Annotated in this window: 26 protein-coding genes; 5 read left to right on the top strand and 21 right to left on the bottom strand. The window is 74.1% G+C overall.

Features of this window, described 5'->3' with window-relative positions:
- The first annotated feature begins 139 nt into the window (after positions 1-139).
- Positions 140-1255, top strand: a complete 1116-nt coding sequence (locus RCG67_RS08690) for an ADP-ribosylglycohydrolase family protein (protein WP_368825744.1) — start codon at positions 140-142, stop codon at positions 1253-1255.
- Here the strand turns inward: RCG67_RS08690 and RCG67_RS08685 are convergent.
- The 8 genes from RCG67_RS08685 to clpS form a co-directional block, all read right to left on the bottom strand.
- On the bottom strand, positions 1224-1883 hold the full coding sequence (locus RCG67_RS08685) for a 3'-5' exonuclease (protein WP_368825743.1): 660 nt from the start codon (positions 1881-1883) through the stop codon (positions 1224-1226). The two genes, RCG67_RS08690 and RCG67_RS08685, sit on opposite strands and share 32 nt — an antisense overlap.
- A gap of 22 nt (positions 1884-1905) precedes the next feature.
- Positions 1906-2784, bottom strand: coding sequence for a phosphotransferase family protein (locus tag RCG67_RS08680; protein ID WP_368825742.1), 879 nt, complete (start codon positions 2782-2784; stop codon positions 1906-1908).
- A gap of 26 nt (positions 2785-2810) precedes the next feature.
- Positions 2811-3455, bottom strand: a complete 645-nt coding sequence (gene rdgB / locus RCG67_RS08675; protein ID WP_368825741.1) for an RdgB/HAM1 family non-canonical purine NTP pyrophosphatase — start codon at positions 3453-3455, stop codon at positions 2811-2813.
- On the bottom strand, positions 3448-4233 hold the full coding sequence (rph, locus tag RCG67_RS08670; protein ID WP_368825740.1) for a ribonuclease PH: 786 nt from the start codon (positions 4231-4233) through the stop codon (positions 3448-3450). Before rph ends, rdgB begins: the two co-directional genes overlap by 8 nt.
- A 56-nt stretch (positions 4234-4289) precedes the next feature.
- On the bottom strand, positions 4290-5117 hold the full coding sequence (locus RCG67_RS08665; protein WP_368825739.1) for an MBL fold metallo-hydrolase: 828 nt from the start codon (positions 5115-5117) through the stop codon (positions 4290-4292).
- A 60-nt stretch (positions 5118-5177) separates the two neighbouring features.
- Entirely contained in the window at positions 5178-6113 is a 936-nt protein-coding gene (gene murI / locus RCG67_RS08660; RefSeq protein WP_368825738.1) for a glutamate racemase, read from the bottom strand.
- Positions 6114-6228: 115 nt separating this feature from the next.
- Positions 6229-6789 (bottom strand): DUF2017 domain-containing protein, encoded by a 561-nt coding sequence (locus RCG67_RS08655; protein ID WP_368825737.1) that lies wholly within the window; start codon positions 6787-6789, stop codon positions 6229-6231.
- Positions 6789-7127: an ATP-dependent Clp protease adapter ClpS gene (clpS, locus tag RCG67_RS08650; protein ID WP_368825736.1), complete on the bottom strand. Its 339-nt coding sequence runs from the start codon at positions 7125-7127 to the stop codon at positions 6789-6791. Before clpS ends, RCG67_RS08655 begins: the two co-directional genes overlap by 1 nt.
- A gap of 55 nt (positions 7128-7182) precedes the next feature.
- Between clpS and RCG67_RS08645 the strand changes: the two genes are divergently transcribed.
- On the top strand, positions 7183-8532 hold the full coding sequence (locus RCG67_RS08645) for a nicotinate phosphoribosyltransferase (RefSeq protein WP_438612653.1): 1350 nt from the start codon (positions 7183-7185) through the stop codon (positions 8530-8532).
- An 81-nt stretch (positions 8533-8613) separates the two neighbouring features.
- A complete protein-coding gene (locus RCG67_RS08640; protein ID WP_368825734.1) occupies positions 8614-9225 on the top strand; it encodes an isochorismatase family protein in 612 nt (203 codons plus the stop codon).
- Between the two features lie 44 nt (positions 9226-9269).
- On the opposite strand, the gene RCG67_RS08635 is transcribed toward RCG67_RS08640, so the two are convergent.
- The 6 genes from RCG67_RS08635 to RCG67_RS08610 all read right to left on the bottom strand — a co-directional run bounded on the left by RCG67_RS08635 (position 9270) and on the right by RCG67_RS08610 (position 15902).
- Positions 9270-11069, bottom strand: a complete 1800-nt coding sequence (locus RCG67_RS08635) for a DEAD/DEAH box helicase (protein WP_368825733.1) — start codon at positions 11067-11069, stop codon at positions 9270-9272.
- 122 nt (positions 11070-11191) lie between these two features.
- A complete protein-coding gene (locus tag RCG67_RS08630; protein WP_157571420.1) occupies positions 11192-11527 on the bottom strand; it encodes a DUF3039 domain-containing protein in 336 nt (111 codons plus the stop codon).
- 65 nt (positions 11528-11592) lie between these two features.
- Positions 11593-13248, bottom strand: coding sequence for a hypothetical protein (locus RCG67_RS08625; RefSeq protein ID WP_368825732.1), 1656 nt, complete (start codon positions 13246-13248; stop codon positions 11593-11595).
- Positions 13230-14081, bottom strand: a complete 852-nt coding sequence (locus RCG67_RS08620; protein ID WP_368825731.1) for an ABC transporter ATP-binding protein — start codon at positions 14079-14081, stop codon at positions 13230-13232. The genes RCG67_RS08625 and RCG67_RS08620 overlap by 19 nt, the downstream gene beginning before the upstream one ends.
- 182 nt (positions 14082-14263) lie before the next feature.
- Complete coding sequence (locus tag RCG67_RS08615; protein ID WP_368825730.1) at positions 14264-15223, bottom strand: tetratricopeptide repeat protein; 960 nt, start codon at positions 15221-15223, stop codon at positions 14264-14266.
- Positions 15224-15560: 337 nt separating this feature from the next.
- Positions 15561-15902, bottom strand: coding sequence for an Rv1322 family protein (locus RCG67_RS08610; RefSeq protein WP_058874698.1), 342 nt, complete (start codon positions 15900-15902; stop codon positions 15561-15563).
- Between the two features lie 73 nt (positions 15903-15975).
- On the opposite strand from RCG67_RS08610, the gene nucS reads away from it, so the two are divergent.
- Together nucS and RCG67_RS08600 are read left to right on the top strand one after the other, a co-directional pair.
- On the top strand, positions 15976-16671 hold the full coding sequence (gene nucS / locus RCG67_RS08605; protein WP_368825729.1) for an endonuclease NucS: 696 nt from the start codon (positions 15976-15978) through the stop codon (positions 16669-16671).
- Positions 16672-16951: 280 nt separating this feature from the next.
- A complete protein-coding gene (locus tag RCG67_RS08600) occupies positions 16952-17155 on the top strand; it encodes a cold-shock protein (RefSeq protein ID WP_017833253.1) in 204 nt (67 codons plus the stop codon).
- Between the two features lie 76 nt (positions 17156-17231).
- Here the strand turns inward: RCG67_RS08600 and murA are convergent, their stop codons facing one another.
- The 7 genes from murA to RCG67_RS08565 all read right to left on the bottom strand — a co-directional run bounded on the left by murA (position 17232) and on the right by RCG67_RS08565 (position 24535).
- On the bottom strand, positions 17232-18509 hold the full coding sequence (murA, locus tag RCG67_RS08595; protein ID WP_058874700.1) for a UDP-N-acetylglucosamine 1-carboxyvinyltransferase: 1278 nt from the start codon (positions 18507-18509) through the stop codon (positions 17232-17234).
- 124 nt (positions 18510-18633) lie between these two features.
- Positions 18634-18909, bottom strand: coding sequence for a F0F1 ATP synthase subunit epsilon (locus tag RCG67_RS08590; RefSeq protein ID WP_368825728.1), 276 nt, complete (start codon positions 18907-18909; stop codon positions 18634-18636).
- Between the two features lie 2 nt (positions 18910-18911).
- Entirely contained in the window at positions 18912-20378 is a 1467-nt protein-coding gene (gene atpD, locus RCG67_RS08585; protein WP_368825727.1) for a F0F1 ATP synthase subunit beta, read from the bottom strand.
- A 55-nt stretch (positions 20379-20433) separates the two neighbouring features.
- Positions 20434-21345 (bottom strand): F0F1 ATP synthase subunit gamma, encoded by a 912-nt coding sequence (locus RCG67_RS08580; RefSeq protein WP_058874703.1) that lies wholly within the window; start codon positions 21343-21345, stop codon positions 20434-20436.
- A 60-nt stretch (positions 21346-21405) separates the two neighbouring features.
- Entirely contained in the window at positions 21406-23031 is a 1626-nt protein-coding gene (gene atpA, locus RCG67_RS08575; protein WP_058874704.1) for a F0F1 ATP synthase subunit alpha, read from the bottom strand.
- Positions 23032-23171: 140 nt separating this feature from the next.
- Positions 23172-23984: a F0F1 ATP synthase subunit delta gene (locus RCG67_RS08570; RefSeq protein WP_368825726.1), complete on the bottom strand. Its 813-nt coding sequence runs from the start codon at positions 23982-23984 to the stop codon at positions 23172-23174.
- Complete coding sequence (locus RCG67_RS08565) at positions 23984-24535, bottom strand: F0F1 ATP synthase subunit B (RefSeq protein ID WP_368825725.1); 552 nt, start codon at positions 24533-24535, stop codon at positions 23984-23986. Before RCG67_RS08565 ends, RCG67_RS08570 begins: the two co-directional genes overlap by 1 nt.
- Positions 24536-24550: the final 15 nt, after the last annotated feature.

Here is a 24550-nt window from a genome sequence, read left to right as displayed (position 1 = left end):
CTCTCCTCGAGGGTGGGGGCGGCACGGCGGGGGATGCCGTGCCGGTGGGGCGCGGGGCGCCCGTGCCATGCAAGCACAGCCGGTTGAAGGGCGGCTGAACCCGCCCCGGGCCGTGCCGGGCCCCGACTACACTGACCGCATGCCCGCTCCCCTGCTCTTCCCCGACGCCGGCCTCGACCCCGCCTGGCCCGAGTACGCCGACTCGGTGCGCGCCACCCTGCTGGGCGGCGCCCTCGGGGACGCGCTCGGCGCCCGCGCGCGCGCCGACCGGGGCGGCCGCCCCGGGGCGGCCGCTCCGGCGGACCCGGACGGCGCCGCCGTGCTGCGGATCTCCGCCGGCACCCAGCTGACGCTCTACACCCTGGACGCCCTGCAGGAGGTCGTCGAGTGGGCCAACCAGGGCCACGCCGCCGACGAGACCGCGTGCCTGTGGCTGGCCTACCTGCGCTGGCTGCACGCCCAGGGCGAGCCCCATCCGGCCGGGGCGCCGCGTCCGCTGCCCCGCCGGATCGACGAGGAGGACGTCCTGCACGCCGTGCGGCAGCCCGACGGGACGGTGCTGGAGGCGCTCCGCTCCGGCCGGATGGGAGAGGTCGAGCGTCCCGTGCTGCCGGACGCCGAGGGCGCCGGGGCGGTGCTGCGCTCCGCCCCGTTCGGCCTCCTCCCCCACATCGGCTGGCGCACGCTCGTTCCGCTGGCCGTCAACGGTGCCGCGCTCACCCACGGGCACCCCGAGGCGCAGACGGCGGCGGCCGTCCACGGCCTCGTGGTCCACGCCGCCGTGCGGGCCCGCCGGGAGGGTCTGCCGCGGCCCGTCGCCGCGGCCGTGACCGCCGCCCGCGGGACGGCGGAGAACCTCACGCGCCCGGTGGCCGAGACCCTCGCCCGGATCGACGACGCCGTGCGCGCCGCCGGGCGGGAGGACCCCGCCCCCGGGACGCGCCCGGGTCCGCTCGGCGCCGGCCGGTCGGCCCCGGAGGCCCTGGCGGGCGGGATCTCGGCGGCCCTCCGCGCGGAGGCCGGGGCCCCGGACGCCCCGGACCCGCGGGCCGTGCTCCGTCGCGCGGTGGAGCTGGGCACCGCCCACGGCGGCGACCCCGCGGCCGCCGCGGCGATCGCCGGAGGCGTCACGGGGGCGGCGCTGGGGACGGGCGCGCTGCCGCCGGAGGAGGTCGCCCGGCTGGACGCCGGGGACGCGCTCTCGGGGGCGGCGGAGCGCTGGCTCAGGGAAGTGGGGGCGCCGCCAGCCGCCTGACGTCCAGGCCCGCGCCCGCGAGCAGCTCCCGGACGCTGCGCGCGCCGGCCCGGCGGACCAGGTCCAGCACGATCCCCGCGCACGCCCGGGCGTCCTCGAGGGCGTCGTGGTGCCGGCGCAGCGGCACCCCGGCGGCCTCGGCCGCCCGGGGCAGCGCGTAGGACGGCAGGTCGTAGCCGCGCCGCGCCAGCGCCAGGCTGCACGCGTAGGCCAGGGGGGCGTGCCGCGTGTCCGTCTCCGCGCACGCGGCGCGGATCACCCCCATGTCGAAGGCCGCGTTGTGCGCAACCACGAGCTCGTCGGGATCCTCCGCGAGGATCCACTCCTCGATCCGCGGCCACAGCTCGGCGAAGCCGGGGCGGCCCGCCACGGTCCGCTCGGTGATCCCGTGGATGCGCGTGTTGCCGGGGTCGAAGGCCGCGCGGGTGCGCGGCGGGCGCATGTACGCGGAGCGCTCCTCCACCACCCGGCCGCCGCGGACCCGCACGAGGCCCACGGCGCACGGCGAGCCGATGAAGCGGTTGGCGGTCTCGAAGTCGATGGCGGTGAAGGCGAGGGACGAGGGGCCCGCGGCGGACGGTGCGGTGGTCGTGGCGGGGTTCGTGGCGGGGGAAGCGGGGAACGGCACCGGACCAGCCTACTGCGCCGGCTCAGGCGCAGATGCCGCGCAGGTTGGTCTCGATCCAGTCGTCGGCCCGCGCGATGGACTGGTTGACCTGGGCGGTGTCGAGGTCGTGGTGCAGGGCGTACGCGACGGCCTGCAGCGGGAAGGTGCGCGCGTGCAGCCGGGCCCGCTCGTAGACGGTCTCCGAGACGGCGGCGCGCAGGGTGTCCCAGCCGTACCACAGCCCCAGGGACGCGGCGTCGTGGGCGGGGTCGGACAGGCAGGCGTGGTCCCAGTCGATGACGCCCGTGAGCTCCTCCCCGTCCCACAGCATGTTGTGCCCCATGAGGTCCCCGTGCACCAGGGTCGGCACCACGGTGGGCAGCGCCGCGAGCTCGGCGACGGCCCGCCGCGCGGCCTCCTGGTTGCGGGGCAGCAGCCGCGGGATGACCTCGTCGAGGAGCACGTGCCGCCGCCGGTGGCCGCCCCAGTGCTGACCGGGACGGTCGAGGTACCGCGCGAAGCCCGTGGTGTCGACCTCGGCCAGCTCGGTCATCACCCGGTGCAGCACGGCCGGGTCGCCGTGCCCCGGCGGGTGGGGGTCACCGGGGCACCACGTCAGGCCGACCCCGGTGTAGCCGTGGGAGACCACCACATCGGTGAGCGGCCGCGGAGTCGCGAAGGAGAAGCGCGGCAGCCGCCGCAGCACCTCCGTGCGGCGCTGGACGTGCTCGCAGACCGTGGCGTTCTTGGCGATCCGCACGGAGATCACGTGCCCCACGTTCACCACCACGTGGGCGGACCCGCCGGCGTGCACCTCCCACTGGCTCGGGTCGGCGCTCGGATCGGCGCTCATGCCGGCCTCCCGCAGGACGGCCTCGACGGCGCCGGCGAACGGCAGGTGGTGGAGCTGCGACCAGGGCATGGGCAACTTCCTCGGTTCGGACGGGCTCAGTCGGGGACGGCGGCGCGGCCGAGGGCGGCCAGCAGGTGCGGGAGCAGGGCCCGCATGGCGCGCCCGCGGTGGCTGATGGCGTTCTTCTCCGCGCGCGTGAGCTCGGCGCAGGTCCGGTCGAGCCCGTCGGGGCGCAGCACGGGGTCGTAGCCGAAGCCGCCGTCCCCGGCCGGTTCGCGCAGCAGCGTGCCGCGCAGCACGCCGGTCTCGACGTGCTGCTCCCCGTCCGGGGTCACGAGGGCCGCGGCGCACACGAACTGCGCGCCGCGGTGGGCGTCGGGGACGTCCGAGAGCTGGGCGAGCAGCAGCCGCAGGTTCGCGGCGTCGTCGCCGTGCCGCCCGGACCACCGTGCCGAGAAGATCCCGGGGGACCCGCCCAGGACGTCCACGGCCAGGCCCGAGTCGTCGGCCACGGCGACCAGGCCGGTCGCGGCAGCGGCGGCGCGGGCCTTGAGCAGGGCGTTGGCCGCGAAGCTCGTGCCGTCCTCCACGACGTCCGGGGCGCCGGCCGTGCCGGCGTCCACCACGAGGCGTTCCACGTCCGTGCCGGGCAGCGCCTCCGCGAGCAGGTCCCGCAGCTCCACGAGCTTGCCCGCGTTGTGGGTGGCCAGGACCACCCGTGCGCCGTCGTGCTCACCCATCGTCGCCCTCGCGCAGGGTCTCGACCTGGATCTGGGTGAGCTGGGCGCACCCGGCCAGCGCGAGGTCGAGCAGGGCGTCGAGCTCGGCCCGGTCGAACGGGGCGCCCTCGGCGGTCCCCTGCACCTCGACGAAGTCGCCGGACCCGGTGACCACCACGTTCATGTCCGTCTCGGCCCGGACGTCCTCGACGTACGGGAGGTCGAGCATCGGCACGCCGTCGATGATGCCCACGGACACGGCGGCCACGGTGTCGGTGAGCGGCTGGGCGCGGCGGGCGACGAGCCCCTCGGCCCGGGCCCAGCCGATGGCCTCGGCGAGGGCCACGTAGGCGCCGGTGATGGCCGCGGTGCGGGTGCCGCCGTCGGCCTGCAGGACGTCGCAGTCGAGGACCACGGTGTTCTCCCCCAGGGCGGAGAGGTCGATGACCGAGCGCAGGGAGCGCCCGATGAGCCGGGAGATCTCGTGGGTGCGCCCGCCGATCTTGCCCTTCACGGACTCGCGCGCGGACCGGGTGGAGGTGGCCCGCGGGAGCATCGCGTACTCGGCGGTCACCCAGCCGCGGCCCTCCCCCTTGAGCCAGCGCGGCACGCCCTCGGTCACGGACGCCGTGCACAGCACCCGCGTGCTGCCGAACTCGATGAGGGCGGAGCCCTCCGCCTGCTGGGACCAGCCGCGGGTGATGGTGATGGGCCGCAGCTCGCCGGGCGAGCGGCCGTCCGACCGGGTCACCCCCGGGGTCGAGGGGGTCGGTGCGCTCTGGTCGACGGGGGAATCCATGGGCTCCACCTTACCCCTCGGTCCCGTTCCTCCGGCCCGGCCGCCGGAGGTGGTCCTCACGGTCCGACGGCGGCCGCGGGACGGCCGCTGCCGCGGCGGACGATCCGGTAGGTGTAGGCGGGCTCCGCCACCCCGATGGGCCCCTCGAAGACCTCCTGCGCCTCCTCGACGGCCCGCGTCGGGGAGTTCCAGACCGGCAGGTGCGTCAGCAGCAGCTTGCGCACCCCGGCGTCCCGGGCGGCCTCCGCGGCGCGCCGGCCGGTGAGGTGGATGCCGCGCAGCGCGTCGTCGCGGCCCTCGTGGTAGGCGGCCTCGCACAGGAAGACGTCGGCGCCCCGGGCGGCGCGCACGAGGCCCTCGCACGCGTCGGTGTCCCCCGAGTAGGCCAGGGTGCTCGGCCCCATGACCCCGTCGTAGTCGATCCGCAGGGCGTACGGCTCGGGAGTGGGGTGCTCCACGAGGAACGGCGTGATCGTGAACGGCCCCACCCGCACGGGCTGCTCGGGGGCCCAGGTGTGGAAGTCGAACTCCCCGTGCATCCCGGGCTCCGCCGGGAGCCCGTGGGTGCTGCTGAGGTACTCGTGCAGGCCGGTGGGCGCCCACAGCGGGATCGGGGCGCGGCCCCAGCCCCGCGGGTCCCACTTGATCGCCACGTGCAGCCCGGCCAGGTCGATGCAGTGGTCGGGGTGCAGGTGGCTGACGAGCACCGCATCGATGTCGTGCAGGTCCATGTGGCGCTGCAGCACGCCGAGGGCGCCGTTGCCCATGTCCAGCAGGATGCGCCAGGTCCGCCCCTCGTCGTCCTCGCCGCTGACGAGGTAGCAGGAGGCCGGGGAGTTCGGCCCCGCGAAGGAGCCGGTGCATCCGACGATGGTGAGTTTCATGGAGCGTGTGCCTTCCAGGGAGGACCGGTGGGACGGCGGCCGCACCGGCCGCGGGGCTGCTCAAAGAGCGGACGGGCCGGTTCCCCCGATCATCTCCGGGGTGATCCGCGCGAGCGAGCCCGTGGGGTACTGCTCCGCCACGGAACTGGTGTGCCGCACGCGGGCGACCTCCGGCCCCAGGAACCGGCGGGCGAGGACCTCGAACGAGGCGGCGTCCCCGGTGGCGAGGAACTCGTGGTGGGCGGGCAGGCTCGGGTCCCGCTCGAGCCCGTGGCCGACCAGCGCCCGGTAGACGTCCTTGGCGGTCTCCTCCGCGCTCGAGACCAGGGTGACGGCGTCGCCCATCACGTAGGAGATCACGCCGGTCAGCAGGGGGTAGTGGGTGCAGCCCAGGACCAGGGTGTCCACGTCGGCGGCGCGGAGCGGGTCCAGGTAGGACTGCGCCGTGGCCAGGAGACCGGGCCCCGTGGTGACCCCCGCCTCCACGTAGTCGACGAACGCCGGGCAGGCCACCGAGTCGATGCGCAGGTGGGGGGCCGCGGCGAACGTGTCGTCGTAGGCGCGGGAGCCGACGGTCGCCTCCGTGCCGATGACCCCGATCCGTCCGTTGCGGGTCGAGGCCACCGCCCGGCGCACCGCCGGCTGGATGACCTCCACCACGGGGATCCCGTAGACCCGGGTGTAGCGCTCCCTGGCGTCGCGGAGCACCGCGGCGGACGCCGTGTTGCAGGCGATCACCAGCAGCTTGACGCCCGAGTCCACGAGCTCGTCCATGATGCGCAGGGCGTGCGCCCGGACCTCGGCGATCGGCAGCGGCCCGTAGGGCCCGTGCGCGGTGTCCCCCACGTAGACGATCTCCTCGTGGGGCAGCTGGTCGATGATGGCGCGGGCCACGGTGAGGCCGCCCACCCCGGAGTCGAACACGCCGATGGGTGAACCGGGGTTGGGGCGCCGCGCGGTGCGGCCGCCGGGCCCGAAGACGTCGTCATCCTGCATATCGACAAGAGCGTAGTCCCGGGCGTGCCGCCGCCCCAAACCGCGCCGCGGCCGCGCCGCCGTGATGCGCGTCACGTCCCGGCCGGGCGGGGGCCTCCCGGGGCGTCGTGGCCGGTCAGTCGCGGGGCAGCTCGTGGAGCAGCGCCTCCATGAGGGTCTCCTGCAGCCACGAGACGAAGTTGTACAGCAGCGACATGTACGTCTCGACGTCCTCGATGGCGGACCAGTCGTCGTAGCGCCCCACCCGCTCGGCGTCCTCCTCGCTCCGGATCCCGAGGCGGTCCGCCAGCACCAGCCGTACGTCGTTGAGGGCCCGGCCGAAGGCCTGCGCCTGCTCCGGGTCCAGCCGCACGGGCTGCGCCTCCAGCGCCAGGGCGGCCTGCTTCAGCACGCCCCGCTTCGTCTCCCGCAGTCCGCGCTCCGTGTACCGGCGGAACTCGGCGGCGCGCTCGGGGTCCAGGCTGCCGTCGGGCAGCAGCCGCCGCAGCGCGGAGTCGTCGGGGACGGTGGCGTCCCCGGACACGCCCAGCATCCGCTCGAGCGAGTCCGCCGAGGCCGGCTCCTCGGGCGCGAGCGCCTGGGCCACGTCCGCGAACAGCTTCTGCAGCAGCTCCTTCTCGGCGTCCTCGAAGCGGGCGGTGATGCCCCGGCGGGTGGACCGGAAGCCCTGCGCCATCAGTGGCCCCCCGCCTGCTCGAAGGTCGCCCAGAGCCCGAAGCCGTGCATCGCCGCGGTGTGGGTCTCCGCCTCCTCGAGGGATCCGCTGGCCACCACGGAGCGCCCGTGGTGGTGGACCTCCAGCATCAGGGAGCGGGCCTTGTCCTCCGGGTAGCCGAAGTAGGAGCGGAACACGTACGTGACGTAGCTCATGAGGTTGACGGGGTCGTCCCACACGACCACGTTCCACGGGGTCTCGGTCGCCGCGGCCACGGACGCGGCGCCGGTGGGCCGGGTGCCGGTCTCCGGGGTGGCGGTGGCCGCGGGGCGGGCGGCGGCGGGAGCAGTGCAGTGCATGGTCCGCCCATCGTAGCGAGTGCCGGAGCCCGGGCGCACCGGCGGCGTCGCTAGAGTGGTCCCCGTGAACCAGCGCAGCCACCGGTGGGCCCCGCCGCCCACGTCCCTGATGACCGACCACTACGAGCTGACCATGCTGCAGGCCGCCCTGCACGCCGGCACCGCGCAGCGGCGCAGCGTGTTCGAGGTCTTCGCCCGGCGGCTGCCGGCCGGCCGCCGCTACGGCGTGGTGGCGGGCACCGGGCGCCTCCTCGAGGGGCTCGACAGCTTCCGCTTCGGCGACGACCAGCTGCGCTTCCTCGCGGACACCGGCGTGGTCAACCGCGCCACCCTGGACTACCTGGCGGACTTCCGGTTCACCGGGTCGATCTCCGGCTACGCGGAGGGCGAGGCCTACTTCCCGTCCTCGCCGCTGCTCGTGGTCGAGGCCACGTTCGCCGAGGCGTGCGTGCTCGAGACGTACTTCCTGTCGGTGCTCAACTACGACAGCGCCGTGGCCTCGGCCGCCTCGCGCATGGTGGGGGCCGCGGCGGGACGTCCGTGCATCGAGATGGGCTCCCGGCGCGCCCACGAGGAGGCGGCGGTCGCGGCCGCGCGGGCGGCGGTCATCGGAGGCTTCGACTCGACCTCGAACCTCGAGGCCGGGCACCGCTACGGGATCCGGACCGTCGGGACGGCGGCCCACTCGTTCACGCTCCTGCACGACTCGGAGGAGGACGCCTTCCGCGCCCAGCTCCAGTCCATGGGCCGCGACACCACCCTGCTCGTCGACACCTACGACGTCGAGTCCGCGGTCCGGAAGGCCGTGGAGCTCGCCGGCCCGGAGCTGGGCGGCGTGCGCCTGGACTCGGGCGACCTCGTGACCCAGGCCGCCTGGGTGCGGGGGCTCCTCGACGAGCTCGGCAACCCGGGCACCCGCATCACCGTCACCTCGGACCTGGACGAGTACGCGATCGCGGCCCTGAACGCCGCGCCCGTGGACGCGTTCGGCGTGGGCACCCGCGTGGTCACCGGCTCGGGCGCGCCGACGTCGTCCATGGTCTACAAGCTGGTGGCCCGCGAGGACTCCTCCGGCGAGCTGCGGCCCGTGGCGAAGGCCGCCAAGGGCAAGGTGTCCGTGGGCGGGCGCAAGCACGCCCTGCGGCGCCGGGACGAGAAGGGCACGGCGACCCACGAGGTGGTCGGCATCGGGCGGCTGCCCGACGACGACGGCGACGACCGGCCGCTGCTCGAGGAGTTCGTCCGCGGCGGCGAGCTGCTGGACGGCTGGACCGGGCCCGCCGGGGTCCGGCGGGCCCGCGAGCGGCACGCGGCGTCCGTGGCGGAGCTGCCCCGCTCGGCCCGGCGGCTCAGCGAGGGCGACCCCGTGATCCCGACCGTGCTGGGCCCGGACGCCCCGATCTGAGCCGCCGTCCGGGCGCACCGGCACGAGAACCACCGAGCGAGAACCACCGAGCGAGACCCATTGAACAGAGGGAGGAACACCATGAGGACCGCACTGATCGTCGTCGACGTGCAGAACGACTTCTGCGAGGGCGGGTCGCTGGCCGTCGCCGGGGGCGCGGCGGTGGCGGCCGCCGTGTCGGAGCACCTCGAGGACCACCACGGCGACTACGCGGCGGTCGCGGCCACGCAGGACTGGCACGTCGACCCCGGGACGCACTTCTCCGACGAGCCGGACTACGTGGACTCCTGGCCCGTGCACTGCGTCGCCGAGTCCCGCGGGGCCCACGTCCACCCCGACCTCGACACGGACTGGATCCAGGCGTGGTTCCGCAAGGGCGAGCACTCCGCCGCCTACTCCGCGTTCGAGGGCCTGCTGGCCCCGGACGCGGACGTGCTGATGGGCGACGACGAGGACGTCGACGACGAGCCGGACGTGAGCCTCGACGACTGGCTGCGGGAGCACGAGATCGAGGCCGTGGACATCGTGGGCCTCGCGACCGACCACTGCGTGCGGGCGACCGCCCTGGACGCCGTCGAGGCCGGCTACGACACCCGGGTGCTGGTGGACCTCACCGCGGGCGTGGCCGAGGAGAGCACCGAGCGCGCCCTGCGGCAGATGGCCGAGGCCGGGGTCGAGGTCGTCCGGTCCTGACCGGCGTCCGGCCGCGGCCCGCCCGGGCCGCAGCCGGACGCGGCTCACTTGCGGCCGACGAACCAGTCCTGCAGCTTCTTGACGCGCGCCTGCAGCTGCGCCTCGTTGGCCTGCGCCACGGCGGGGCCCCCGCACACGCGGCGCAGCTCGTTGTGCACCACGCCGTGCGGGGTGCCGGTGCGCGAGGCCCAGGCCGAGACGTTCTTGGACAGGGTGGCGCGCAGCTCCTTGAGCCGCCGGTGGTCGGGCACCGCCGGCTCCGGGGCCCGGGCCGCACCCGGGCGGCGGCGGGCGTGCTGGGACTGCCGCTCCCGCAGCAGCGCCGAGACCTGGTCGGCCTCGAGCAGGCCCGGGATGCCGAGGAAGTCCGCCTCCTCCTCCGAGCCCACGGCCACGCCGCCGCCGAAGGCGCCGCCGTCGAAGAGCACCCCGTGGAAGGACGCGTCCGAGCCGATGGCCTCGAAGCGGCCCTGGGCGAGCGCCGCGGAGGCCTTCTCCTCGCGGTTGGCCTCCTCGAGCAGCTCGTCGTCCCAGCCCTCCTCGAGCGGGTCCGCGGGCAGGCCGGCCTCCTCCGCGGCGGGCTTGTCCAGGGCGTGGTCCCGCTCGGCCTCCATCTCGTTGGCGAGCTGCATCAGCGCCGGCACGGACGGCAGGAAGACGGAGGCCGTCTCCCCGCGCTTGCGGGCGCGCACGAAGCGGCCGACCGCCTGGGCGAAGAACAGCGGCGTGGACGTCGACGTCGCGTAGACCCCCACGGCGAGCCGCGGGACGTCGACGCCCTCGGAGACCATGCGCACGGCCACCATCCACCGGCTGTCCCCCGCCGAGAACTCGTCGATCCGGTCCGAGGCGCCCTTGTCGTCGGAGAGCACCACGGTGGGGCTCTCCCCGGTGATCCGGCGCAGCTGCGCCGCGTAGGCCTTCGCGTCCTGGTGGTCGGTCGCGATGACCATCGCCCCGGCGTCGGGCACGGTGCGCCGCACCTCCGTGAGCCGCTGGTCCGCGGCCTGGAGCACCGAGGGGATCCACTGCCCGTTCGGGTCCAGCGCCGTCCGCCAGGCCTGGGCGGTGATGTCCTTCGTGAAGCCCTCGCCGAGCTCCGCGGCCATCTCCTCGCCCGCGCTCGTGCGCCAGCGCATCTGCCCCGAGTAGGCGAGGAAGATCACGGGCCGGACCACGTGGTCCTTGAGGGCGTCGCCGTAGCCGTAGGTGTAGTCGGAGCTCGATCGGCGGATGCCGTCCCCGTCCTCCACGTAGCGCACGAACGGGATCGGCGCGGTGTCCGAGCGGAAGGGGGTGCCGGTCAGGGCGAGCCGGCGGGCCGCGGGGTCGAAGGCCTCCTGCAGCCCGTCGCCCCACGTGAGGGAGTCCCCGGCGTGGTGGATCTCGTCCATGATCACCAGCGTCCGGCCGGCCTCCGTGCGGGCCCGGTGCAGGAGCGGCTTCATCGCCACCTGCGAGTAGGTCACCGCCGCGCCCAGGTAGTCCCGGCCGTGGGAGCCGTCCGCGTTCTTGAAGTTCGGGTCGATGGCCAGGCCCACGCGGGCCGCGGCGTCCGCCCACTGCCGCTTGAGGTGGTCCGTGGGCGTCACCACCGTGATCCGGTTGACGGTGCCGCGGTCGAAGAGCTCCTTCGCCACCCGCAGCGCGAAGGTCGTCTTGCCGGCGCCGGGGGTCGCGACGGCCATGTAGTCCCGGGGCTGGGTCTCGAAGTAGCGCTGCAGCGCCTCCGCCTGCCAGGCGCGCAGCTTGGGGGCGGTGCCCCACGCGGCGCGGTCGGGGTAGGCCGGGGGGAGGTCGGCGGCGGCAGCGCCGAACAAGGACAGCTGGTCGTCCTGGGACACTCTGGCGACGTCCTTTCGCTCGTGGTCCCGCGGCCTCGTGGTCGCGGTGGCTGGCAGGGGGCGCGGCGGCGGGCCACGCAAAAGCGCCCGCCGGCGGCGGGCGCTTGCTCGACGGGCGGTGCTCAGCCCTGGTCGTCGCCCTGGTCGTTCGGGGGGCGCAGGCCGTCGTAGATCTCCTTGCAGGTGGGGCACACGGGGAACCGCTGCGGGTCGCGGCCCGGGACCCACACCTTGCCGCACAGGGCGATCACCGGCTCGCCCGAGAGGGCGGACTCCATGATCTTCTCCTTGCGCACGTAGTGCGCGAAGCGCTCGTGGTCGCCCGGCTCCTGGAGCTCCCGGGTCTCCTCGCGCTCGATCGTGGAGGTGCCCCCGGCCGGCTGCGCCGGGTCGGTGCCGTAGGGGCTGTCGTCCAGGCCGTTCGTCGGGGTGCCGGTGGTCGCCGCTGAGACATGCATGGGCGCCACTTTACCCCGTTCCCGCCGGCCCCGCGTGCCCCGGCGGGCTCCCGCACCGGCCCGGCTCAGCGGAACTGGGCGACCTCCAGGAGCAGCTCGGGGGCCCGCCGGTCGTACCAGCGCCCGCCGAGGACGATCCCGCCCCAGCACAGCAGCGGACCGAGCACCGCCCCGGCGGCCAGCGCGCCCCAGCCCCAGACGGGGTCGCCGGTGAACAGCTGCACGAGCAGGAGGACGGCGGCGGGCAGCATGAGCACGACGACGAGGCCCAGCGCCACGAACTGCACCAGGACGTTGAGGACGGTGAAGCCCTGCGGCGTCTTCAGCGGCGACGCTCCCGGCGGGGCCACCGGATAGGTGTACCGGGCGGACATCACCGAGGACAGGCCCGCCCCGCCCAGCAGCGCCAGCAGCGCGGTGCCCGCGATCCCGGGCAGCAGCTGCCAGCGGCCCTCGACCGTGAACGGCAGCAGCAGCCCGAGGGCCGTGAGCGGCACGGCGATCACGAGCAGCGCGAGCACCCGGCCCGCGCGGTCGTGCACGCCCCGCACCCCCGAGAGGACGTGCAGGTGCAGGGCGGTGTTGTCGTAGGACACGTCGCCCGAGATCTGGTAGGCGAGCAGCGCCGCGATCATCGGCCCCAGACCGTAGAGGAGGACGCTGCCGCCGCCGGGGTCCCGGGAGAACCACAGGAGCACGGCGAGCGCGGGGATGACGAGCAGCCCGGCGGCGTAGCGGGGGTCCCGGACCCAGTAGACCAGGCACCGCGCGGCGACGGCCGCCCACGGGCGCCGGGGCACCCGGTCGAACAGCCCCGCGCCCGCGGCCCCCTCGCGCGGGGCCGCGGCCCGCCCGCCGGCCGTGCTGGTCAGCGCCCGCTCCTGGGCCGTCCGCCAGACGAGCACGAGCAGGACGGTGGTCAGCACGGTGACGGCCAGCCGGGCGGCGGCCGGACCCCACCGGCCCGCGGCGACGTCCGCGGGCACCGCCCACACGGCGCCGACGGGGGTCCACGCCAGCACGCCGGCGTACTGCGGCAGCCGGTCCCACAGCCGCTCGAGCCCGCTCAGCAGGCCCGTGAGGATCGGGCCGAGCAGCACCAGCAGCACGAGGGCCGCCAGCGAGACCAGCTCCGTGAGCCGCCGGCGGCGGCCGAGGCCGACGGCGAGGGCCGTGACGCAGCGGGAGCCCGCGACCAGGAGGGCCAGCGCCGCGGGCACGCACACGAGGGCCGCGAGCAGCGCGGCCGGGGACGAGCGCCAGGCGCTCGCCGCCGCGAGGAGCGCCACGGTGGTGAGCGCGCCCGGCACGCCGACGAGCGCGCCGAGCGCCTGGCCCCACTGGACCTGGCCCACGGAGAGGGGGAACAGGGCGAGGCGGGCGGGGTCCAGCGTGGCGTCGGCGCGCGCGGCCAGGACGGGCAGCAGCCACCAGGCCAGCGTGGCCGCCGTCCCGGCCAGCACGAGCACGGTGCGCACCAGGGACAGCTCCTGGCGGCCGAGGAGGAACAGCGCGACCACGGCGAGACCCAGCAGGAACAGGAAGTAGGCCGCGCCGAGCACGGTCCCCACGAGCACCCAGGTGCTGCGGGTCAGGGTGTTGACGAGGATCCTCGCCTTCAGGCCCACGAGACGACCGGCCAGGACGGCCGTGCCCGCCCGGGCGGGGGCGAGGCCCCCCGGGGACGGGGCGAGGTCGGGGCTCACTCCGGGCGCAGCCACGAGAGCCCCTCCCCCGTCTCCCGGCGCCCGCCGACCAGCTCGACGAACCGGTCCTCGAGCGTGGCCCCGGCCCGGACCTCGTCGACCGTCCCGGCGGCCAGCACCCGGCCGCCGTCCATGACGGCGACGTGGTCGCACATCCGCTGCACGAGGTCCATGACGTGGCTGGAGACGACCACGGTCCCGCCGGCGGTCACGAAGCCGTGCAGGATCTCGCGGATGTTGGCGGCCGAGACGGGGTCGACCGACTCGAACGGCTCGTCGAGGACCAGCAGGCTCGGGGCGTGGATGAGGGCACCGGCCAGCGCGATCTTCTTGGTCATGCCGGCGGAGTAGTCCTGGACCTGCGTCCCGGCGTCGGGGACCAGGTCCATGACCCGCAGCAGGTCCTCGGTGCGCTCGGCCACGACCGCACGGTCCATGCCGCGCAGCAGACCGGAGTACGTGACGAGCTGGCGTCCCGTGAGCCGGTCGAACAGGTGCAGTCCGTCCGGCAGCACCCCCATGAGCTGCTTGGCCCGCCGGGGCTCGGCCCAGACGTCGACACCGGCCACCCGGGCCGTGCCCGCCGTCGGGCGGAGGAGGCCGGTGGCCATGGACAGCATCGTCGTCTTGCCGGCGCCGTTGCGCCCCACGAGCCCGAAGAAGGAGCCGCGGGGGACGTCGAGGTCCACGCGGTCCACCGCGACCTTGGCCTCGGGGGTGCCCGGGCGGCCGAAGACCCGCACGAGGCCGCGCACGCTCAGGGCCGGCGGCCCTCCGGACGGTGGCACGGACGCCGCCGGGGCGCCGGCCCGGTCCGGGGCGGTCTGCGGGAGGTGCTGGTGGCTCATGCGATCAGCGTAGGCAGGCGCGGACCCGGCACGCCTCCGGCGCGCGGCGGAGCCCGGCCGGGGCGGGTGCTCCGCCGCACGGTGGACGCGGGGCGGGGCCACCGCGCCCGGACCCGCCGGGCGGCCTCAGCGAGCCGCCGGGGCGGACGGCCGCCGCGGACCGGGCGCGGAGGGGCGAGGGCTCAGAAGAGGGCCCGCATCAGCGCGCCCCGGGCGGTCACCACGCGCGGGTCCTCGGCGCCGACCACGTCGAAGAGCTCGAGCAGGCGCAGCCGGACGGTGTCGCGCTCCTCCCCCGCGGTGCGCCGCACCAGCGCCAGCAGCCGCCGGAAGGCGTCCTCCACGTGGCCGCCCGAGACGTCGAGGTCGGCGACCGCCAGCTGGGCCGCCACGTCGTCCGGGGCGGCGGCGGCCTCGGCCCGCACCGTCGCGGCGTCGAGGGGCAGCACGCGCTGGAGCAGGTGCACCTGGGCGAGGGCGAGCTTCGCCTCCCGGTCCCCGGGGTTCTCGGCGATCGCCTTCCGGTACGCCGCCTCGGCGGCGTCGACGTCCCCCGCCTCGAGGGCGTCCACGGCCTCCTGGTGCAGCGGGGGCAGGGGCTCCGGCTCGTCGGTGCGCGCGGGCTCCACGGTGCCCGTGATCCCGTTCTGCTCGGCGAGCGCGAGCAGCTCGTCGAGGAACTGGGCGACCTGCTCGGGCGGGACCGTGGAGTTGAACAGCGGGACGGGCCGGCCGCCGAGCAGCGCCACCACGGTGGGCACGGACTGCGCCTGGAACATCTGGGCGATCTCGGGGGCGGCCTCGGCGTCCACGGAGGCCAGCAGGATCCGGCCCCGGTAGCGGTCGACGACCTGCTCCAGGGTGTCGGTGAACGCCACCGACTGCTGGCTGAAGCGGGCCCACAGGGCGAAGACCACGGGGACCTGGGCGGAGAGCTGGGCGACCTCCTGGACGTCGGCCGCCGTCACCTCCCGGCGGTATCCGCCCGGCCGGTCCCCGTCCGCGGGCGGGGTCCCGGGCGCGGCGGCGGGTGCGGCGCCCAGGTCCACCGCTCCGCGCACCGACGAGGGGAGCTCGGCCTCCTGCGCCGGCGGGGCGCTCTCTGCGGTGCTGCGGGGCTGCTGGTGCTGGAACTCGTTCACGGGGCGACTCCTGGGAACTCGACGACTGGCCCGGCGGTCCGCTCGGCCGCCGGGGCGGTGGTCCGGTGGCCGGCGGTCCGCGCCGGCCGGCCGGGTGGGCGGTCTGGGTAGGCGGTCGGGACCGACCGCGGGACGGCGCCCGGCGGGCGCCGCGGGTCCTCCACGATTATCGGCCCGCCCGGGGCGGCTCGGCCACCGGGGCGGCGCCGTGTCCGCTCCCGGCGTGACACCGGCCTCGCCCGCGGCGGGGGCCGGCGTGACGGCCGCCGGGGGTGCCGGCCTCGCGGCGGGTGGGGCCGGCTCAGCGGCCGGTGTGGGATCAGCGGTCGGTGCGGGCTCAGCGGCGGGTGCGCCAGCAGCGCTCGTGCCAGTGGCGGCGGTCCTCGAAGGCGCTGCGCGCGCCCAGCAGGGAGTCCTGCTGCCAGACGACCAGGTGCGCGGTCCCCGGCGGGACGGGCCGGCCGCAGCCGGGGCAGGTGTAGGTCTTGACCGCGTTGGCGGGCCGGACGTGGCGGACCATCCAGTCCCCGTCCGCCGAGCGCTCCACCGTGGGCGCCGGCTCCAGGACCCGCTCGACCGACCACGGCTCCTGCGCGGCGCCGCGCTGCCACTTGCTGGCGCGCGGGCCGGGCCCGGGCCCGCCGCGGCGGCGGCGCGAGGAGTGGTTGGAGCGTGGCACGGCGTCATCCTCTCACACGGTCCGCCGCGGCCCCGGTCCGGACCGCCCCGCACGGACCGCTAGGCTGGTCCGCGTGCGTCTCGTCATTGCCGATTGCTCCGTCGACTACGAAGGGCGTCTGCGCGCCCACCTGCCCGCCGCCCGGCGTCTTCTGCTCGTGAAGGCCGACGGCTCCGTGCTCGTGCACTCGGACGGCGGCAGCTACAAGCCCCTGAACTGGATGAGCCCGCCCGCGCGCCTGCACGTCGGCCAGCCCGAGGCGGAGCTCGCGGCCGAGGGCGTGCTGCAGACGTGGACCGTCCAGGCCGCCAAGAGCGACGACCGCCTGGTCATCCAGGTGTTCGCGATCCACGAGGACGTCTCCCACGAGCTGGGCACCGACCCCGGGCTCGTGAAGGACGGGGTCGAGGCCGACCTCCAGCGGCTGCTGGCCGAGCAGATCCACCGGCTGGGCTCGGGGCACACGCTCGTCCGGCGCGAGTACCCCACCGCGATCGGCCCGGTCGACATCCTGGCCCGCGACGCCGCCGGCGCCACCGTGGCGGTCGAGCTCAAGCGCCGCGGGGACATCGACGGCGTGGAGCAGCTCACCCGGTACCTCGAGCTGCTCAACCGCGATCCCCTGCTGGCGCCCGTGCGCGGGGTGTACGCCGCCCAGCTCATCAGGCCCCAGGCCCGGGTGCTCGCCGAGGACCGGGGCATCGCGTGCCTGACCCTCGACTACGACGAGATGCGCGGGCTCGACGACAGCGACTCGCGCCTCTTCTGAGCCCGGCCCGCGCGCCCGCGCTCGGCGGAGGGCCCGCAACACGCGATGGTCAGCAGGCGAACAACATTGACCGCCCCCGGGGAGTGTGTGAAGCTGAACGTGTTCTTCGTTCCATGTTTTGCATGCTCGCAGAACGGGTAAGCGAGCGTGACGTTCGACCCTGACCCTGGTCCCCGCCCCTCGGGTGCGGAGGCCTCGGCCCTCGGCTCATCTCGTCCTACCGCCCTTCCGTGCACGACCTGTGCACACGTTTCGCACCATCTCGCAAGGAGAGATCTTCATGGCCCAGGGCACCGTCAAGTGGTTCAACGCTGAAAAGGGCTTCGGCTTCATCACCCCCGACGACTCCGACTCGGACGTCTTCGTCCACTACTCGGAGATCCAGTCGGGCGGCTTCCGCACCCTCGAGGAGAACCAGCGCGTCGAGTTCGAGATCGGCCAGGGCCAGAAGGGCCCGCAGGCCACCGGCGTCACGCTCATCTGATCCGCTTCCCGCGCACCGGCTGAGCACGGAGCCCCGCCCCCGTCCCGGGAGCGGGGCTCCGTCGTGCCCGCTCCGCTCAGTACGCGGTGCCGACCAGGTGGCGTTCGACGGCGGCCCCCGCCGCCCCGAGCTGCTCCACGAAGTGCTCGTAGCCGCGGTCCACGTGCTGGACGCCGCTGACGTCCGTGGTGCCGACCGCGGCCATCCCGGCGATCACCAGGGCCGCGCCCGCCCGGATGTCCATCGCCTCCACCGGCGCGCCGGAGAGCACGGACACCCCGGCCACCAGGGCGTGGTGGCCGTCCAGGCGCACGCTGGCGCCCAGCCGCTCCAGCTCGGCCGTGAAGCCCCAGCGGGCCTCGAAGACGTTTTCGGTGACCATGCCGGAGCCCTCGGCCACCGCGTTGAGGGCCACCACGAACGGCTGCAGGTCCGTGGGGAACCCCGGGTACGGCAGCGTGGACACGTTGATCGCGCGCGGGCGCGGCGGCCCGGCGACCACGAAGCGGCCGCCGTCCGTGTCCACGCGGCAGCCCGCGGAGCGCAGCTTGTCCAGCACCACGGTCAGGTGGTCCGGCTCGGCGCCCTCGATCTCCACCGTCCCCCCGGTCACGGCGGCGGCGAACGCCCACGTGCCCGCCACGATCCGGTCGGGCACCGTCCGGTGCTCGACCGGGCGCAGGGAGTCCACCCCGGTGACCGTGACGGTGCTCGTGCCGAGCCCCTCGATCCGGGCGCCCATCGCCTGCAGCATCCGGCCGATGTCCACGATCTCCGGCTCGCGGGCCGCGTTGTCGACGACGGTGGTGCCCTCGGCCAGGGTCCCGGCCATCATGAGGTTCTCCGTGGCGCCCACCGAGGGGTAGTCGAGGCGGAAGTGCGTCCCGCGCAGGCTCCGGGGCACGGACGCCACGAGGTAGCCGCGCTCGATCTGCAGCACCGCTCCCATGGCCTCGAGGCCCGCCCGGTGCATGTCCAGTCCGCGGGAGCCGATGGCGTCCCCGCCGGGCAGGGCGACCTCGGCCACGTGGCACCGGGCGACCAGCGGGCCGAGCACGGAGATCGACGCGCGCATCGCCCGCACCAGGTCGTAGTCCGCCTGGTGGTGCAGCACCGCCGGCACGTCGATCCGCACCGTCCGCTCGGCGCGGTCGTAGGTCACGGCGCAGCCCAGCCGCCGCAGCAGCTCCGCCATGATGGTCACGTCGTGGATCTCGGGGACGTTCGTGATGGTCGACTCGCCCTCGGCCAGCAGCGCGGCCGCCATCAGCTTCAGCACGCTGTTCTTGGCGCCCGAGACGCGCAGGGTGCCGTTGACCGCGGTGGGTCCGTGCACGACGATCTTCTCTTCCATCCACTCTCCTGGGCGGTCTCGCCGGGGCGTGGCCCCGGGAACGGCTTGCGGCCTCCGCACCGGTGGTGCGGAGGCCGCAGCCGTGGTCGGCGCGCGGGGCCGGGCCCCGCGCGGACGGGCGGGATCAGGCGGCCGCGGCGCCGGACAGCTCCACGTTGTCCGCCACGATCGTCACCCGGTCGTTGTCCACGAAGACGAAGCCGGCGTCGATCGTGCCCTCGACCCGGGCGCCGTCCGCGGGGTCGACCGCGAAGTCACCGGGCTTCAGGATGCCGGCCACGGCCTCGTGGCCGGGCAGGATACCGATGTCGCCCTCGGACGTGCGGACCCGGACCATCCGGGCCGTGCCGGTCCACACGGACTCCTCGAGGGAGACGATTTCGACGATCATCTCGGCCATGACTACTTGCCGCCGGTCCGGGACTTGATCTCGTCCCACTTCTGCATGACGTCCTCCAGGCCGCCGACGTTGTAGAACGCCTGCTCCGGCACGTGGTCGAACTCGCCCTCGGTGATCTTCCCGAACGCCTCGATGGTCTCCGCGAGCGGGACCGTGGAGCCCTCGACACCGGTGAACTGCTTGGCGGTGTAGGTGTTCTGGGAGAGGAACTGCTCGATCCGGCGGGCGCGCGAGACGACCACCTTCTGCTCCTCGGAGAGCTCCTCGACCCCGAGGATCGCGATGATGTCCTGCAGCTCCTTGTTCTCCTGCAGGATCGACCGGACGCGGATCGCGACGTCGTAGTGCTCCTGGCCCACGATCTGCGGGTCGAGGATGCGCGAGGTCGAGGTCAGCGGGTCGATCGCCGGGTACAGACCGCGGGAGGCGATGTCGCGGGAGAGCTCCGTGGTCGCGTCCAGGTGGGCGAACGTCGTCGCCGGGGCCGGGTCGGTGTAGTCGTCGGCGGGCACGTAGATCGCCTGCATCGAGGTGATCGAGTGGCCGCGGGTCGAGGTGATCCGCTCCTGCAGCACGCCCATCTCGTCCGCCAGCGTCGGCTGGTAGCCCACGGCGGAGGGGATGCGGCCCAGCAGGGTCGAGACCTCGGAGCCGGCCTGGGTGAAGCGGAAGATGTTGTCGATGAACAGCAGCACGTCCTGGTTCTGCACGTCGCGGAAGTACTCCGCCATCGTGAGGCCCGTCAGGGCCACGCGCAGACGCGTTCCCGGCGGCTCGTCCATCTGGCCGAACACGAGGGCGGTGTCCTTGAGGACGCCCGCCTCCTCCATCTCGACCCAGAGGTCGTTGCCCTCACGGGTGCGCTCGCCCACGCCGGCGAAGACCGACGTGCCGCCGAAGTTGCGGGCCACACGCGTGATCATCTCCTGGATGAGCACGGTCTTGCCCACGCCCGCGCCGCCGAACAGGCCGATCTTGCCGCCCTTGATGTAGGGGGTCAGCAGGTCGATCGACTTGATGCCGGTCTCCATCATCTCCGTGGAGCCCTCGAGCTCCGCGAAGGACGGCGCCTTGCGGTGGATCGGCCAGCGCTCGGTGATCTCCAGGGCGGAGGTCTCGACGTCGAGTGCCTCGCCGAGCACGTTGAAGATGTGGCCCTTGACCACGTCGCCCACGGGCACGGAGATCGGCCCGCCGGAGTCCTTGACCTCGGTGCCGCGCACCAGGCCGTCGGTCTGCTGCAGGGAGATCGCGCGGATCATGTTGTCGCCCAGGTGCTGGGCCGTCTCGAACGTGATCGTCCGCGTCTCGCCGTTGAGCTCGTACCGGGCGGTCAGGGCGTTGTAGATCCCGGGCACCGCGTGCTCGGGGAACTGGACGTCGACGACCGGCCCGATGACCCGGGCGATGCGGCCCGTGGCGCCGCCCGAGACCGGCTGCCCGGCCTGTTCGCTGATGGTGGCAGTCATTTCTCTCACTTCACTTGTTCGTGGTGGTCAGTTGCTGGATCGCCGGGACGGCCCGTCAGAGGGCCTCGGCGCCGCTCACGATCTCGGTGAGCTCGGTGGTGATCTCGGCCTGGCGGGCGTTGTTCATCAGGCGCGTGTACTTCTTGATGAGCTCGTCGGCGTTGTCGCCGGCCGCCTTCATGGCCTTCTGCCGGGCCGCGAGCTCGCTCGTGGCGGCGTGGGCCAGGCTCGCGAACAGCCGGGCGTCGATGTAGCGCGGCAGGACCGCGTCGAGGAACTCCTCGGGGTTCGGCTCGAACTCGAAGGTGCTGTCCGGCTCCTCCAGCTCGTCGAACTCCTGGGCGACCTCGTCGGTCAGCGCGTTGGCGTCCACGACCTCCAGCGGCAGCAGCCGCAGCACCCGGGGCTCCTGGACGACCATCGACTTGAACGTCGTGTAGACGAGGTGGATCTCGTCGACGCCGCCGCTCTCGTACGGGGTCTCCAGGTCCTCGATCAGCACCTTGCGCAGCTCGCGCGCCCGGTCCGGCTGGGCGTTGTCCGTGTCCCCGGTCCAGTTCCGCTCGTACGGGCGGCTGCGGAAGTCGAAGTACGCCTGGGCCTTGCGGCCGATCAGGTACACCTTGGTCTCCTTGCCCTCCCCGTGCAGCAGCTCGAGCAGGCCCTCGGCCTCCTTGAGCACGTTGGACGAGTAGGACCCGGCCAGACCGCGGTCCGAGGTCATGATCACCACGGCCGACCGGCGCACCTCGTCGGCCCGCGTGGTCAGGACATGGGAGACGTTGTGCTGGGTGGCGACCTGTGAGACCGCCCGGGTCAGCGCGTTCGCGTACGGACGCGCCGCCTGCAGACCCTGTCGGGACTTGTTGATGCGCGAGGTCGCGATCATCTCCATGGCCTTGAAGATCTTCTTCATGGACTTGGTCGACGCGATCTTGTTCCGGTAGACCCGAATCTGCGCTCCCATGTGACTTCCTTTCGTCACCGTGCCCGGTGCGCGGCCGAGGCCGCGCACCGGGCCGACCGGTTACTTCCTGACGATCCGTTCCTGCTCGACCTCGGACGCCTCGAGGGGCTCGTGCTCCTCGTGGCCCGGCTCGATCCCGTGCTTGGTGCCCCGGAAGTCCCGCTTGACCTCGGCGACGGCGGTCTCCAGGGCGGCGACGGCGTCGTCCTCGAGCTTGCCGGTGCCGACGATGGAGTCCATCACGTTCGTGGTGCGGCGCACGTGCTCGAGCAGGGCCTGCTCGAAGTCGAGCACGTCGGCGACCTCCACCTCGTCCAGGTGGCCGTTGGTGCCGGCCCAGATCGACACGACCTGGTCCTCGACCGGGTACGGGGTGTACTGCTTCTGCTTCAGCAGCTCCATCAGCCGGGCGCCGCGGGTCAGCTGCTGACGGGACGCCGGGTCCAGGTCGGAGGCGAACATCGCGAACGCCTGCATCGAGCGGTAGGACGCCAGCTCGAGCTTCAGCGTGCCGGAGACCTTCTTCATGGCCTTGACCTGGGCGGCGCCGCCGACGCGGGACACCGAGATGCCCACGTCCACGGCCGGGCGCTGGTTGGCGTTGAACAGGTCCGACTGCAGGAAGATCTGGCCGTCGGTGATGGAGATGACGTTGGTGGGGATGAAGGCCGAGACGTCGTTGGCCTTCGTCTCGATCATCGGCAGACCGGTCATCGACCCGGCGCCCAGCTCGTCGGAGAGCTTCGCGCAGCGCTCCAGGAGGCGGGAGTGCAGGTAGAAGACGTCGCCGGGGTAGGCCTCGCGCCCCGGCGGGCGGCGCAGCAGCAGCGAGACCGCACGGTAGGCCTCGGCCTGCTTCGAGAGGTCGTCGAAGACGATGAGGACGTGCTTGCCGCCGTACATCCAGTGCTGGCCGATGGCCGAGCCGGAGTAGGGGGCGAGGTACTTGATGCCCGCGGCGTCGGAGGCCGGGGCCGCGACGATCGTCGTGTACTCCAGGGCCCCGTTGTCCTCGAGGGTCTGGCGCACGCCGGCGATGGTCGAGGCCTTCTGGCCGACCGCCACGTAGATGCAGCGCACCTGCTTGTTGACGTCGCCGGACTCCCAGTTCGCGCGCTGGTTGAGGATGGCGTCGACGGCGATCGCCGTCTTGCCGGTCTGGCGGTCGCCGATGAGCAGCTGGCGCTGGCCGCGGCCGATCGGGATCATCGCGTCGATGGCCTTGATCCCGGTCTGCAGGGGCTCGTGCACCGACTTGCGCATGGTCACGCCCGGGGCCTGGAGCTCCAGGGCGCGGCGGCCCTCGGCCTCGATCGGGCCGAGGTCGTCGAGGGGGGCGCCCAGCGGGTCGACCACGCGGCCGAGGAACGCGTCGCCCACCGGCACGGAGAGGACCTCTCCGGTGCGCTGGACCTCTTGGCCCTCCTCGATGCCGCGGAAGTCGCCGAGGATCACGACGCCGATGTCGCGGACGTCGAGGTTCTGGGCGAGGCCGAGCACGCCGTTCTCGAAGCGCAGCAGCTCGTTGGCCATGACCGAGGGCAGGCCCTCGACGCGCGCGATGCCGTCGGAGGCGCTGCTGACGCGGCCGACCTCGGTTCGTTCTGCGGTGCCGGGCTCGTAGGACGCGGCGAATTCGCTCAGCGCGCTACGGACGTCGTCGGCATTGATGGTGACTTCGGACATGTCCTGTCCCTGCTCTCCTAGTTCGTGATCACTGCCTCAGCGGTGACCGTGAGTCCAAATCTGTGGCGGAACGCTGCGCTGGTCCACCGGCCGGCCGGGGCGCCCGTCCGGGGCGACGTCGTGGACGGCCCCGAAGCGGGTCAGGCCCCGATCCGCTGGCGCAGCTCGTCGAGTCGGGCGGCGACGGAACCGTCGATGACCTCCTCGCCCACCTGCACCTTGAGCCCTCCGATCAGCGCCGGGTCGACGTCCACGGTGAGCTTGAGGTCCCTGCCGTACACCGCGTTCAGCTGCTGCTGCAGCCGGCCGCGCTGCTCCTCGGTCAGCGGCCGCGACGTGCTCACGTGCGCGATCCACCGCTGGCGGCGGGCGGCCACCTCCTCCGCGAAGCGCTCGACGAGGCGCCCGACGATGGCGCCGCGCGGCGAGAGCACGGCCTGCTCCACGAGCAGCAGCGCCTCGTCCGAGGCGCCCGGGGTCAGCCGCCGGGCCAGCCGCGTCTTCGCCTCGACGTCGGCGCGCGGGTCGGCCAGGGCGCGCTGCAGCTCGTGCGAGCCGCCCAGCACCCCCTTGAACGCGATCAGCTGGTCCACGACCTGCTCGAGGCCCTCGAGCCCGCCGCGGTTCTCGGCGGACGCCGCGGTGAGGGCCACCCCGGCGTGCTCGAGGGCGTCGGTGAACTCGCGGTCGTCGCTCCAGCGGCGACCGGTGAGGTGCGCCACGATCTCCACGGCGTCCGGGGACACCTTCTCCGCGAAGATCCGGCGCACGACCTTCTCGCGCTGCGGCCCCTCGTACGAGGGGTCGGCCAGCGCACGGCGCAGGGCACCGTTCTCGTCGAGGACGGCGAGCACGGCGAACAGCTCACGGGCGAGCGCGGGGCCGGCGGAGCCGGCCCAGCGCTCGACCTCACGGGCGTTCTGCTGGGTGAATTCGTTCGCTGCGTCTGCCATTACCGCGCCGCACCTGCATTCCGCTCCTGCTCCTGCTCCAGGTCGGCGAGGAAGCGGTCGACCACCCGGTTGGCCCGGGCGTCGTCGTCGAGCGACTCGCCCACGATCTTCGCCGCGAGCGTGGTGGCCAGGGTGCCCACCTCGTTGCGCAGGGAGACCACGGCCGCCGAGCGCTCCGCCTCGATGGTGCGGTGGGCGTTCTCGGTGATCCGCGCCGACTCGGCGTTCGCCCGGTCCTTGAAGTCCGCCAGGATCTTCTCGCCCTCGAGGCGGGCCTCCTCGCGGATCTTCTGGGCCTCCAGGCGCGCGCTCTCGAGCTGCTGGTTGTACTCGTCGCGGGCGGCGGCGGCCTCGGCCTGGGCGGCCTTGGCCTTGGCCAGGCCCCCTTCGATGGCCTCGGTGCGCTCACGGTAGACCCGCTCGAACGCCGGCACGACGTACTTGACGACCAGGAAGAGCAGGATCAGGAAGCCGATGCCGGTGATCAGCATCTCCCAGACATTGGGGAAGAGGGGGTTCGCCCCTTCCTCGACTGCCAGCACGGTGATCATTTGCGCGATTCCTGT

Source organism: Kocuria cellulosilytica, from assembly GCF_040981245.1.
GTDB classification, from domain to species: Bacteria; Actinomycetota; Actinomycetes; order Actinomycetales; family Micrococcaceae; genus Kocuria; species Kocuria cellulosilytica.
Note: the sequence above shows the minus strand (reverse complement) of the source record. Positions and strands in the feature narration are given on the sequence as shown.